Here is a 13,243-nt window from a genome sequence, read left to right on the forward strand (position 1 = left end):
CTTCTTCGTCCGTTCTCTTATCCCAGGAACTCACACAGATAGGCTGCCGGCCCGCCCACCGCCTGCACATCAAACCCGCTGTTCGCTGCGACCTCGAAGCTCGTTCCCTGCGGGTACGTCACCCAGTCGTTGCCGCCGGCCTGCTTTACCTTCAGCTGACCGCTCGTCACGGTCATTCGCTCCGCGGCGCCCGTGCCGAAGTGATATTCGCCGGGCTCGATGACGCCGACGGTCGCCTTCAATCCATTGCGTTCGAATCCGACGCTCTGCACGCGGCCGTCGAAGTAGGTGTTGTGTTTCAGCATGGCTTCTCTTGTGGTGAGCAGTAAAGGAAATCGACACGGTGAATTGCTCAACGCGAGTCTAGCGGATGCGTTGCACACTTCATCACCTCGCATCAACTGTGCTAATTTAGCGACAAACAATGAATGGGAGGTTCGGTGCCCGAGCATTCGCTCGAAGGTATCCGTAGTTCGGAGTCGCAGCACGCGGAGCAATCGATTGCCCGCAACCGCGCATACCTCACCGCTTTTGTCGGCCGCACGCTGCGCGGTCCGATCAACACGCCGCTGATCGTCCGCAGCTTCGCTGATTTCCAGCGCCTGTTCGGCGGCCTGTGGCAACCCAGTCCGCTTTCGTACGCAGTCGAACACTTCTTCGAGCAGGGCGGACGCGCTGCCGTCATCGTGCGCGTCGTGAATGCGGCTGCTCCTGCCACCGTTTCACTTCGTTGCGAGCGTGAGAACCTCGTGCTCGAGGCGCGTGCGCCCGGGACCAGGGAATTTCTGCGTGCGTCGGTCGACTACGATCACATCGAGGCCGGCGACACGAAGAGCTTCAATCTGGTCGTGCAGCGGGTGCGTGCTCCCGGGTCCGAACGGATCGAGGAGCAGGAGAGCTTTCGCGGTGTCTGCGCCGATCCGCTGTCCGATCGATTCGTCGGCACGGTACTGCGCAACTCGACGCTGGTGACCGTGCGCGGCCAGGTGCCGATGACGCGTCCCAATGCGACGCTCATGCCCGGCACGAACCTGCCGGTCGGCTACGTCAGCTCGAATCCGGACGGCGACGACGGCCGGCCGCTGACTGACTACGACATCATCGGCTCAGCTACGCGTCACACGGGCCTGTTCGCACTGACCGGAGTCGAGGACGTTGCATTCGTCTATGTACCGCCGCTCTCGCGCTCGACCGAAGTCGGAGCGAGCACGCTCCTCGTAGCCGCGCGATTCTGTCGCGAGCATCACTCGATCCTCATCGTCGATCCGCCGGTGAGCTGGGAAACGTCGACCGCCGCCCTGCAGGGTGTGAAGGATCTGAGTTTCTACAACGACACCGCGGTGATGTTCTATCCGCGGGTGAGTGCGATGGATCGGCTGCGCGGTCGCGTCGAAACATTCGCGAACGGCGGCGCCGTCGCGGGCATTCTTGCGCGAGTCGACGATCCTGCCGTGATGGTTCCCGTGACTCCAGAGCCCGAGGCGTTGCTTCGTGCGGGCGTGCGCTTGTCCCGGGAGATTCCTGCCTCCGAGCGCTGGCGGCTCGCGCAGGTCGGTATCAACGTGCTGCAGACGGTGCGGAGCACCGAACGTGACAGGGCGCCCTTGCGCACACTTGCCTGCGGCGCAAGCGCATCGTCGGACTGGTCGCAGCTGGCACTGAGGCGTTTCGCTCAGTTCGTCCTGAGTGCCATCGAGCGCGGCACGCGCTGGGCCGTGGTTCGGCCCCACGAGGCACCCACACAGCAACGCGTGACGCAGGAAATCCTGGTCTTCTTCGCCGAGCTGCGCAAAGCGGGTGCCTTCAATACAGTGGTCGGGGATGACGCCTATCTGGTGATCTGCGATGAGCGCATCAACGATCCGCATGAAGGCCCGGGTGTGCTGAACATCCTCGTTCAGTTCGCCACGAGCCAGGCCGGCGGCTTCCACAGCTTCATGATCACCCACACCGCGCAGACCAGCACGGCCCGTCCGATCGTCGTCAATCGACTCGAAGCTTCGCTGCTGGTGGCGGACGATCTGGAGCGCGAAGTCACGATCCGGATCGATCAGGATCGGGATTTCCTGCGGATGCTGGCAGGCTAGGGACTGCCGTCATTGCCCGCGAAAGCGGGAATCCATTCTGACGGCAGGATTTCCAGATGGACTCCCGCTTTCGCGGGAGTGACGCGTTATCCGAACAGAGTCGACAGCGGCTGCGGCTTCGCGAAATGGAAGCCCTGGGCGAAATCGATGCCCATGTTCAGCAGCTTCTCGTGGATTCTTTCGTTCTCCACGCACTCCGCAACGGTTTCGATGCCGCGATCCGCGGCGAGCTGTGCGACTGCGCGCACTTGCGATTCCGAACGTGAGCTCACGCCGATGTTGCGGATCAGCGAGCCGTCGATCTTCACGCGGCTGACAGGCCAGCGATTCGCGGGATCGAGCGTTCCCAGTCCGGAGCGGCAATTGTCGAGGGCGATGCGACAGCCGACGTCGCGCAGGCGGGCGGACAGCAGGCCCATCTCGTCTTCGTGTTCGAGCGCGGTGCGTTCGGAGATCTCGAAGACCAGGAGGCCGGCCGGGATGGCCGTGCGGCAGACTTCGGCCACGATGAATTCGGCGAACTGATCGGTCGCGAGCGACTGGCCGGCGAGGTTGATCGAAAACTCGAGCGACGATGCGCGGACCGTGACGGCGCGCTTGCGCAGCGTGCGCAGGAGCTCGCCGATTACCCAGCAATCGAGATCGGGCAGCAACCGGCTGGATTCAGCGGCGGCAAAGAAGCTCGTGGGTCCGTGCAACTTGCCGGCATCGCGCATGCGCACGAGCACTTCGAAACGCGGCGATTCCGGAGTGTTGCCCATCGGGGCGATTCTTTGCGCGTACAGATCGAACGACCCTTCGCGAAGCGCCGAGCGCACGCGCTCGTCCATGCTGATGGTGTTCGTTGCTGCCGACGCCGTCGTCGGAACGACGATTCGGGGCGCATCGGCGACGGTCACGCGCGGGGCTGCTGGCTTTACCGGAGCAGGGGCAGGCTTCGGCGCCATGGCTGCCGGTTGAGCGGCAACGCTGGGTCTTGCCGGAGGCAACGGAACGGCGGGCTTCTGTGCCACCTGCGGCTTCGCAACGGGTGCCGCCTGAGGTTTGACAACCGGAGGAGCTGCGACCGCCGGCGCTGCCGGCGGCAACTTCACGACGGAGGCGATGACCGGCGGCTCCGGCGGCGCAAGCGCAGCCAATGCCTCGGTCGGAATTCGTGCCGCAAGCTGAGTCAGCTCGTCGACATCCACACCCGCGAAGTCACGCGCCTTGGCGCTACGGAACAGCATCAGCAGAGCAACAGGGCGCTTCGACGCATCGCGAAGCGGAACGACGAGCAGCTTGTGCGGCAGCTGGCCCCGGCCGGCGCTGTTGGCGACCAGCGGCTCGTTGCGCACCTTCATCCACTTCAGGACGTGTTCGCGGACGTTGTCGATCGCGGCCGTAATGGCGAGATCGGATTCATCGGGGCTTACACCGAGGCTCAGCGTGAACGGCCGATCCGGCAGGATCACGCCGCCGAATGCGCAATCGATCAGGTCCGTCGCGACCGACAGTGTCTTGCGCAGGAGGGCCGGAACAGGCATCGACGCCTGGAGCTGGGATGCAGCGACGGCGGCCTGCCGTGTGCCCGCGGCTTCGCGCGGAGCGCTGGCCATCGGTGCCGATTCGGCAGTGACCGGCCAGGCATGGCCGAGGATGTTCATGACCGGCGCGATGATGCGTTCGACCGCTTCGGCACTTCGATAGCGGGCGCCGTTTGCCAGATTGCGGCAGGCGATCCCGACTGCGCCCACGACCGCGCCGGCATTGTTGCGAACGGGGAAGACGTGAGCGGAGTCGTCGTGATCGAACGCAAGCGTCGGGCCGTGCGGCGCCGTGGATTGCCGGGCGCGCGCGATCACGAGCTCGACGTGCATCCGGAATTCGGGCTCGTCGACGCCGTCGTTGATCCAGAGGGCGTTGCCGCGCACGTCGTAGAAACTGATGCGCTCAGCCGGAGGCACGAGCATGCGGATGATCTGCGCGTAGCTCGCGAAAGGCAGTTCGCTGATGCCGGCACTGCCGGCCGGGGTTTTGAGAACAGAAGACATACCCATCCTCCCGTGGCCATCATAGCCGCAGGCGCGGGCAATTCGATATTCCAATGAGTCGGGTTACGGCGACGCCGGCCGGGGGGTTTTGGTCATCGTGTATGGGAGTTCGACACTCGAGCCTGCGCATGCCGGCGCCTATGCCGGTTTTCCCCGACGACACGCTGAGCCAGAAGGCGCCGGGCTCGCCACGCTCCGGTATTCGCTTGTCATAATCGCGAGACCGGCCAGGATTGTCCCCGGAGACATCCGATTCCGACCCCTCTGGCTCACGCCTCACGGCTCATGCCTCAAGCCTCCCCGGGTCAGAAGGTCGCGAAGGCCCGGACCGGGAATGTGCCCATTCCTTTGATCTTCGGCGGCACGGCCGAGAAGCGGAAACCGCTGGCGGGAAGCTGCCCGAGTCCGCACAGGTGTTCGACGATCGGAATGCCCGCGCCCAGCAGGCTGGTATGCACGGGCCGGCGACGGTCCCCGGTGTCGTCGATGTTGTAGGAGTCGATGCCGACCAGCTGCGCGCCCTGGTTTTTGAGCCAGTTTGCCGCGTCCTCCGTCAGGAACGGATGGCCCTCGAAGTACTGATCGGTTCGCCAGTGCGCATCCCAGCCTGTGTGAACGAGCACGGCCCGGCCGCGTACATCGAGTGAAGTGAATGCTTCGCGCGGAATCGAGCGTCCCGCCATGCCCGTGACCCGGACCAGCACGGCGTCCAGCCCGGCGAGCACATCGAGATTCATTGCCGAGAGATCGCTGCCGTCCGCGAACCGGTGAAAAGGCGTATCGAGGTACGTACCGGTGTTGGACACCATCGTGATCCGGCCGATCTGGAACTCGGTCCCTTCCGCGTACAGCGCACGCGAATCGGCACGGCTCAGGTGATCGCAGATCAGCGGTGCCGGCAGACCTTTGTACGTGATCATGCCGTCCTCGATCGTGTGACTGAGATCGATGCGACGTTCGGCGTCACCGTCGTCCGCCCGTGCGGCGGATCGCTTGTGCGGCTCGACGAGAATCTTCTTGTTGAGGATGCCGACGCGGCCGACCATCAGCAGCCGCAAGTCGCGTACGAGATAGTCGGCGAGGGCGCGATCGTCGATGTCATCACCGTCGATATCGAGACGGAATCCCTGTCCCTGCAGTCCGCCGCCGTTGAGAAATTCGACGTCGAAGTCGAACTGCACGCGTCGCTGCGTGGATGATGGCTCCGTCATGACTTGCTCCGCTGCTGGATATCGCGGCGGCCGGTTGGCCACCGATTCACGTGCACACTAGCAGTGTGCGCCCGGCTACCGCGGACGGAAACCGGACGAATTCGGCAATGACCGCGATCAGGTCGCGGATGCGCGCAAGTGGCCGACTTTCCAGGCGTAAACCACGACGACGCCGAAGCAGGCGAGCGGAATCAGAAACGCCGTACCCATTCCTTCGGCGTCGGCGACCCGTCCCATCAGGTACGGGACGATCGCGCCCCCCACGATCGACATGATGAGGTACGACGAGCCTCGCTTCGTCTGCGATCCGAGATCCTTCACCGCCAGCGCGAAGATCGTGGGGAACATGATCGACATGAAGAAGAAAAGCGCGATCAGCGCGATCACCGACGCGGTGCCGAGCGATGCGACGACGATCGCCGTCAGGCCGATGTTGATCACTGCGTAGGTCAGCAGCACCCGCTGTGGCGCGATGCGTGTCATGAGCGCTGTTCCGGCGAAGCGGCCGACCAGGAAACACAGCATGCCGACCGACAGCAATCGCGTCGCGTCCGCTGAACCGACCTGGGCATGCTGCTCAGTGACGTAGTTGATGAAGAACGCGCCGATGCAGACCTGCGCGGCGACATAGAAGAATTGCGCGACGACACCCCACGCGAATCGCGGCCTCGACCACAACGACGGTGAGTCGGGGCCGCGCGAATCATCCTCAACGTTGCCGACGGCGGCTCCGTCCGGCATGTCCGTGCGCCAGGTGAGGACGGCGAGGAGAAGCACGATACCCGCGATGACTGCGTAGATGGTTCTTACGGGTGCGTGATCCGCCGCCGCATCGGTCGACGAGAACAACATGGACGCGGCAATCAACGGCGCGACGAATTGCCCGAGCCCGTTGAACGATTGCGAAAGATTGAGGCGAGCCTCGGAGCGATCGGACTGGCCCAGCAGCGTGACGTACGGATTCGCCGCCGTCTCGAGAAAAGCCAGGCCGCTCGCAATGATGAACATCGCACCCAGAAAGAACGGGAAGCTGGCAACGAGCGTCGACGGGATCACGAGCAGGGCTCCGGTAGCGAACAGGCACAGGCCGCAGAGAATGGTCGCCTTGTATCCCCAGCGGCCGATCACGCCGGCCGCCGGCATTGCCATCAGGAAATACGCGCCGAAGTAAGCGCCCTGCAGCCACGCGGATCGCGCCCGCGTAATGCCGAGTGTCTCCTGGAAGTGCTTGTTCAATACATCGAGCAGCCCGTACGACAGCCCCCACATGAAGAAGAGGCTCGTGACGAGGATGAAAGCCAGGCGATAGGAAGAGGCGTGGGCGGGGAGAGTGGCTGTAGTTGTAGTTGTGTTCATGTCATCGCTCTATCCAGGTGCACATACCCTCCATCCACGACCACCCACTGTCCCGTCATGTGGCTGGCGCGCTCGGAGAGGAGGAAGACGGTCATGTCCGCGATTTCTTCGGCGCGGGTCATGCGGGCACCGAGCGGGATTCTTCGCACGATCTGCTCGAGCTTCTTCTCGGGGTCCTCGAAGCCGTCGAGCCAGGATCGATAGAGCGGTGTCATCACTTCCGCCGGAAGCACTGCATTCACGCGGACGCCATCCTTCGCGAGCGATGCTGCCCATTCACGTGTAAGTGAGAGTTGCGCGCCCTTCGCCGCGCAATAGCCGCTCGTGTCGCCCTGGCCTGTGAGCGCTGTCTTCGAAGAGATGTTGACGATGGCGCCGCGGCTCGCCGTCAGATGAGGCACGCAGTGATGAGCCATGACGTAGTAGTGGACGAGATTCTGTTCGAGCGAAGCGAGAAAGGCTTCACGCCCCGCGGACAGGGAGACGCCATCGTTCGTACCGGCGTTGTTCACGAGGCCGTCGATGCCGCCGAAGGTATCGATGGCCTTGCGGACGGCGGCAGCGCAGTCGGCTTCGTCCCGCAGATCCATCTGTACGAACAGTGAACGCGATTGACGCGAGCGCAGTTGCTGCTCGAACTCGGGTCGCATCGGACTGCGGCCGAGGATGACCGGGATGGCGCCTTCCTCGGCAAGCAGCAAGCTGATCGCGCCGCCGATGCCGGCTGCTCCGCCTGTGACGATGACGACGCGATCCTTCAGCTTGAGATCCATGGATCGTTCTCCATCAGCCGATCGAATAAGCGCGTTGCGCTGTTCCGCACCAGAGCGCGTCGCGCTCGGCGCGCGCCAATCGGGCCGACCAGCTCTCGATGAGCGCGGCCGTGCGTGCGTACGAAGTGGCGAGCAGGCAGACGGGCCAATCAGACCCGAACATCAGTCGCGATGGGCCGAACAGTTCGAGGGCGGTGTCGAGGTATTGCCGGAGGTCATCCGAGTGCAGTTCGCCGGCCGCATCCATTGCTTCCGTCACGAGACCCGAAACCTTGCACAACACGTGGGGCATCGCGGCCAGCGGGGTGACTGCGCGACGCCATTCGTCGTGGTCGCGTGCGCGAACGCGCGGCTTGCCGAGATGGTCGAGAACGAGCCAGTGCTGATCCATATCGCGACACAGGGGAACGATGGCTTCGATCTGATGCGCGAAGACGAGGATGTCGTACGTGAGCTGCTGGCGTTGCAGGAGACGCAGGCCCCGGCGGAATCGCGCATCGCCCACGAACGCCGCGACGTCGGCTTCATCCTGGATCTGGTGGCGGAAGCCGGCGAGCGCCGGTGCTTCGAGCCAGCGAGCGAGTCGATGCTCGATGTCGCCTGCCCGTAGATCGATCCAGCCCACGACGCCGGCGATCCACGGATACTGCGTGGCCAGCATCAGAAGAAAGTCCGTTTCCGCTTCGCTCGCCCGCGCTTGAACGGCGATACAAGCGTCGATGCGCTGGACTTCGAGCAGCGGCCTGAGATCGTCCGGAAGCCAGTCGCGCTTCAATACCTGCATATCGGCGCTCATCCACGGATAAGCCGCGGCGTCGTAGCGCCAGAAGTGCTGATGCGCGTCGATTTTCATCATCGCTACGACGCGCTGCGACAGACCTGGCGCTGTTCGCCGAGCCCGTCGATGCCGAGGCGAATCACGTTGCCGGCGCGAAGGTAGACCGGCGGCTTCTGACCCAGGCCGACACCCGCCGGGGTGCCCGTCGAAATGACATCCCCTGCCTGCAGACTCATGAAGCGGCTGAGATACGCGACGATGAATGGAATTCGGAAGATCATGTTCGACGTGCTGCCGTTCTGGTATCGGCGGCCGTCGACTTCGAGCCAGAGGCCCAGCGAGTGGGGATCCGGAATCTCGTCCGCGGTCACGAGCCAGGGACCCGTCGGACCGAAGGTGTCGCAGCCCTTGCCCTTGTCCCACTGGCCGCCGCGCTCCAGCTGGAATTCGCGTTCCGAGACGTCGTTGATCACACAGTAGCCCGCTACGTGATCCAGCGCGGCGGACTCGTCGATATAGCGGCCGGGCTTGCCGATGACGACACCGAGCTCGACTTCCCAGTCGGTCTTCAGCGAGTTGCGCGGGATCTCGACATCGTCGTTCGGACCGACGACCGCACTCGTCCACTTGTTGAAGATCACGGGCTCGGCGGGTGGCGTCATACTCGACTCCGCCGCGTGATCCGAATAGTTGAGGCCGATACAGACGAACTTGCCGATGCGGCCGACGCAGGCGCCAAGACGCGAGCCCGGTGCAACGATCGGCAGCTTGCCGACGTCGAGCGCGCGCAGTCGATCGAGCCCTGCCGGCAGCAACGTGGAGCCAGCGATGTCGTCGACCACTGATGACAGATCGCGAACATTTCCATCGCGATCGAGCAGCCCGGGTTGTTCCTGCCCCTGGGGGCCATAGCGCAGCAATTTCATGTGTTCAGATCCGAATCAGCAGAGTTTCACACGGAGTCCACGGAGATCACGGAGGTCGTCGCGAGCGGAGTCCCGTTCTTGGATCCCGCTAACCGCCAGCCGCTAACCGCCATTCACTTCTTCAGTTACACCAACCGCCATCGATGACGTGCACGGCGCCGGTTGTGAACGCTGACTCATCGCTGGCGAGGTAGACCGCAAGTGCAGCGATCTCCGCTGGCGTTCCGAGTCGGCCCATCGGCTGGCGAGCGACGAACTGTTCGTGCACGTCGTCGACATCGACCTGCTGTGCGCGTGCCTGTGTGGCGATGCGATCCAGCAGCGAAGGCGTCTCGACGGTGCCCGGGCAGATCGCGTTGCAGCGCACGCCCTTGCCGATGAAGTCCATCGCGACGGATTTCGTGAAGCCGATGACGGCGGCTTTCGTCGTGCTGTAGGCAAATCGATTGGGCACGGCTTTCAGGCTCGATGCGATCGAGGAGATGTTGATGATCGAGCCGCCGCCTGCCGCGATCATTGCGGGCAGCAGCGCCCGGCAGACGTTGAACATGCCGCCGACGTTGAGTCGCCATGCGGCGTCGAGTTGCTCGTTCGTGCAGTCGAGCAGGGTGCCGGCGTGAACGATGCCTGCGCAATTGAAGAGAACGTTGAAAGCGGAACCGGGCTCAGCATGGTCGCCCGCCACGGCCTGCAAGGCACGAGGATCGGTGACATCCAGAACACGAGTGCTCAGTCGATCTCCCGCGAGATCGGTGAGCGAATCCGCATTGATATCGGTTGCCAGCACTTGTGCGCCTTCGCGTGCAAACGCTTGCGCTACCGCGCGACCAATTCCCTGTCCCGCGGCGGTGACGAGTGCGCGCTTGCCGGCGAGTCTCATGGCGCACCGCCAAAACGGTAGCGCTGCCGTGATTGCAGTTTCATCGCGATCGAGAATCCGGGCGCCTTGGGCGGCATGTAAGCAGCGTTGCGCACGACGCACGGATCTTCGAAATGCTCGTGGAGATGATCCACGTATTCGATGACGCGGCCCGCGGAAGTGCCGGCAATGCAGAGGTAGTCGATCATCGACAGGTGCTGCACGTATTCGCACAGTCCCACGCCACCGGCGTGCGGGCACACGGGCAGGTCGTATTTCGCGGCCATCAGCATGACAGCGAGCACTTCGTTGACGCCGCCGAGCCTGCATGCATCGATCTGGATGACATCGATCGCTCCGCGCATGATGAACTGCTTGAACATGATGCGGTTCTGGCACATTTCGCCCGTCGCCACTTTCACGGGGGCGATGGATTCGCGGATGCGCCGATGACCTTCGACATCGTCGGGACTGGTCGGCTCTTCGATGAACCAGGGCTTCGCGAAGGAGAGCTCGCGCACCCACTCGATCGCCTGCGGCACTTCCCAGATCTGGTTCGCATCGATCATCAGGTGGCGATCGGGGCCGAGCACTTCGCGAGCGATGCGCAGACGCCTGACATCGTCCGCCAGATCCCGGCCGACTTTCATCTTGATGTGCGAGAAGCCGGCATCGACTGCCTGCTGGCAGAGCGCTCGCAGTTTGTCATCCGAATAGCCTAGCCAACCGGCGGACGTCGTGTAGCAGGGATAGCCGTGCTGAAGCAGATGCGTGCGGCGCTGTTCCTTTCCCGCCGAGCGCTGCTTCAGCAGTTGGAGCGCTTCATCAGGCGTCACGCAGTCGGTGAGATAGCGAAAGTCGATGCAGCGCACGATCTCCTCAGGTTCCATGTCGGCAACGAGTCGCCACACGGGCTTGCCGACGGACTTCGCCCAAAGATCCCACGCTGCGTTGACGACGGCGCCCGTCGCAAGATGAATCGCGCCTTTGTCCGGCCCGATCCAGCGCAACTGACTGTCCGAGGTGACGTGGCGCCAGAAGCGGCCCATGTCATCCGCGATCCATTGCAGGTCGAGGCCCACCAGGAGGTGCTGCATGGCCCGGATCGCCGCGCAGCAGATGTCGTTGCCGCGACCGATCGTGAACGTGAGGCCGTGTCCTTCGAGACCGGGTTGACTCGTGCGCAGAATGACGTATGCCGCGGAGTAATCCGGATCGGGATTCATCGCGTCCGACCCGTCGAGATGCAGCGACGTCGGAAAGCGGATGTCCTCGACGTCGAGGCCAGTGATCTTGATGGACATATGAACCGGTGACGTGTGACGGAGCGACGCAGTGGCGACGGAGGATCCTCCCGTTCACCTGGTGTCGCTGCGTCACCGAATCACTTCCCCCAAAAATTGACACCCGGCCCGCGGCCGGACTAGATTCGATGTGACCGGTAACATTCTGTAGAACAACGTGCCGATGAGCAAGCATCGGTGTCGCGCGTGGATTTTTTGGGGGATGGTTGATGCGATCTGGCGTGTGGGCGCGGCGTGGGCGCGCTGCGATAGCTATTCTTGCAGCGCTTTCAGCCACACTGGCTGCCGCCGCTGATCTGCCGCGAGTCGTCACGCGTGACGGTCGTCATGCGCTTCTCGTCGATGGCGAACCGTTCCTGGTGCTCGGCGCCCAGGTGAACAACTCGAGCGCATGGCCTGCTGCATTGCCAAAAGTCTGGCCGGCGGTGGAACAGATGCACGCGAACACGGTCGTCGTTCCGATCGCGTGGGAACAGATCGAAGCTGTCGAAGGTCGCTTCGACTTCTCATTCCTCGACACGTTGCTGGCGCAGGCGCGCGAACGAAAGGTGCGTGTTGCCCTGCTGTGGTTCGCAACCTGGAAGAACAACGGGCCGAGCTACGCGCCGTCATGGGTGAAGCTCGACAACAAACGCTTCCCGCGAGTGATCACCGCTGAAGGCAAGGCGCTGAACTCGCTCTCGCCTCACGCGGAAGCGACGTTGCAGGCGGACCGCAAGGCATTCGTCGCGCTGATGAAGCATCTGAAGGCAGTCGACGCGCGGCGCACCGTGATCGCTGTGCAAGTGCAGAACGAACCTGGGACCTACGGCAGCGTTCGTGACTATTCACTTGCGGCCAGCAAGCTGTTCGCGGGCAAGGTGCCGGCGGCACTCCTGAAGAAGCTGAACAAGAGCGCCGGATCCTGGCAGCAGGTCTTTGGTGCGGACGCCGAGGAATTCTTCCACGCATGGTCAGTTGCGCATTTCATCGGCGAAGTAGCGACAGCAGGGAAGGCCGAGTACGCGCTGCCGATGTACGTGAACGCAGCGCTGCGCGATCCGTTCGAGCCCGGCAAACCCGGTGGCTACGCGAGCGGCGGGCCAACGGACAACGTGATGCAGATCTATCAGGCTGCGGCGCCTGCGATCGACGTGATCGGGCCCGACATCTACATGCGCGAGTCAGCGAAGTACTTTCGAGTACTCGAACTCTATGGCCGTTTCGGCAATCCGCTCCTCGTCACCGAGACCGGCAACGACAAGCCGTATGCGCGCTATTTTTTTGAAACGCTGGGTCGGCAGGGCATCGGCTTCGTACCGTTCGGTATGGACTTCACCGGGTACTCGAACTATCCGCTGGGTTCGATGGCCACTGACGCGTCGATGGTCGCGCCTTTTGCCGCTAACTATCGATTGATCGCGCCGTTCTCGCGCACATGGGCAAAGCTCAGTTTCGAAAGTGAAGTCTGGGGCGCCGCGCAGCCCGATGACAGCAGCGATCGCAAGCTCGACCTCGGTCGTTGGGGCGCCGTCGTCAGCTGGAACGAATGGCAGTTCGGCATGAAGGAATGGAAGTGGGCTGGCGACGTTGGCGTTCCGCCGGGGCGCGAAGTTCCCGATGGGGGCGTGCTCGTTGCGAGGCTCGGGCGTGATGAATTCCTGGTCACAGGCCGCAACGCGCGCATCTCGATCAGCGCGTCCTCAACGCAGGGCAAGGTCAACGGCTCCTTGTATGAGCGCGTCGAGGAAGGACACTTCGACGAAGCCGGCACCTGGGTGTTCGAGCGCCTGTGGAACGGTGACCAGACCGACTACGGTCTCAACTTCACGACGCTGCCGCAGGTGCTGCGGGTAAAGATGGCGGCGTATTGAGAAGTAGATAGCGGATAGCGGATAGACCGGAATGAAACTGTCACGCCCGCGCAGGCGGGCGTC

11 protein-coding genes are annotated in these 13,243 nt (G+C 63.4%); 2 read left to right on the plus strand and 9 right to left on the minus strand.

Going from position 1 to position 13,243, the window contains the following annotated elements; all coding sequences use genetic code 11:
* Positions 1–17: 17 nt before the first annotated feature.
* The gene (gene ppnP, locus HNQ60_RS18485) at positions 18–305 is read right to left on the minus strand and encodes a pyrimidine/purine nucleoside phosphorylase (protein ID WP_184334245.1); all 288 of its coding nucleotides are present in this window, start codon (positions 303–305) and stop codon (positions 18–20) included.
* 135 nt (positions 306–440) lie between these two features.
* On the opposite strand from ppnP, the gene HNQ60_RS18490 reads away from it, so the two are divergent.
* Positions 441–2,087, plus strand: coding sequence for a hypothetical protein (locus HNQ60_RS18490; RefSeq protein ID WP_184334246.1), 1,647 nt, complete (start codon positions 441–443; stop codon positions 2,085–2,087).
* Positions 2,088–2,173: 86 nt separating this feature from the next.
* On the opposite strand, the gene HNQ60_RS18495 is transcribed toward HNQ60_RS18490, so the two are convergent.
* From HNQ60_RS18495 to HNQ60_RS18530, 8 genes are all read right to left on the minus strand, one after another.
* Positions 2,174–4,120 (minus strand): EAL domain-containing protein, encoded by a 1,947-nt coding sequence (locus HNQ60_RS18495; protein WP_184334247.1) that lies wholly within the window; start codon positions 4,118–4,120, stop codon positions 2,174–2,176.
* A gap of 305 nt (positions 4,121–4,425) precedes the next feature.
* Positions 4,426–5,331, minus strand: coding sequence for a cyclase family protein (locus HNQ60_RS18500; protein WP_184334248.1), 906 nt, complete (start codon positions 5,329–5,331; stop codon positions 4,426–4,428).
* Between the two features lie 117 nt (positions 5,332–5,448).
* Positions 5,449–6,687 carry a sugar MFS transporter gene (locus HNQ60_RS18505; protein WP_184334249.1) on the minus strand — a complete coding sequence of 413 codons (1,239 nt, stop codon included), beginning with the start codon at positions 6,685–6,687 and terminating at the stop codon, positions 5,449–5,451.
* Positions 6,684–7,460: an SDR family oxidoreductase gene (locus tag HNQ60_RS18510; RefSeq protein ID WP_184334250.1), complete on the minus strand. Its 777-nt coding sequence runs from the start codon at positions 7,458–7,460 to the stop codon at positions 6,684–6,686. The genes HNQ60_RS18505 and HNQ60_RS18510 overlap by 4 nt, the downstream gene beginning before the upstream one ends.
* A gap of 13 nt (positions 7,461–7,473) precedes the next feature.
* Complete coding sequence (locus HNQ60_RS18515; RefSeq protein WP_221304281.1) at positions 7,474–8,313, minus strand: L-fucono-1,5-lactonase; 840 nt, start codon at positions 8,311–8,313, stop codon at positions 7,474–7,476.
* Positions 8,314–8,318: 5 nt separating this feature from the next.
* Positions 8,319–9,164 carry a fumarylacetoacetate hydrolase family protein gene (locus HNQ60_RS18520; protein ID WP_184334252.1) on the minus strand — a complete coding sequence of 282 codons (846 nt, stop codon included), beginning with the start codon at positions 9,162–9,164 and terminating at the stop codon, positions 8,319–8,321.
* Between the two features lie 121 nt (positions 9,165–9,285).
* Positions 9,286–10,044 carry an SDR family oxidoreductase gene (locus tag HNQ60_RS18525; RefSeq protein WP_184334253.1) on the minus strand — a complete coding sequence of 253 codons (759 nt, stop codon included), beginning with the start codon at positions 10,042–10,044 and terminating at the stop codon, positions 9,286–9,288.
* A complete protein-coding gene (locus tag HNQ60_RS18530) occupies positions 10,041–11,327 on the minus strand; it encodes an L-fuconate dehydratase (RefSeq protein WP_184334254.1) in 1,287 nt (428 codons plus the stop codon). Before HNQ60_RS18530 ends, HNQ60_RS18525 begins: the two co-directional genes overlap by 4 nt.
* 209 nt (positions 11,328–11,536) lie before the next feature.
* Between HNQ60_RS18530 and HNQ60_RS18535 the strand changes: the two genes are divergently transcribed.
* Positions 11,537–13,180, plus strand: coding sequence for a DUF5597 domain-containing protein (locus HNQ60_RS18535; RefSeq protein WP_184334255.1), 1,644 nt, complete (start codon positions 11,537–11,539; stop codon positions 13,178–13,180).
* The last annotated feature ends 63 nt before the right edge of the window (positions 13,181–13,243 follow it).

It is taken from the genome of Povalibacter uvarum, from assembly GCF_014202975.1.
Classification (GTDB): Bacteria; Pseudomonadota; Gammaproteobacteria; order Steroidobacterales; family Steroidobacteraceae; genus Steroidobacter; species Steroidobacter uvarum.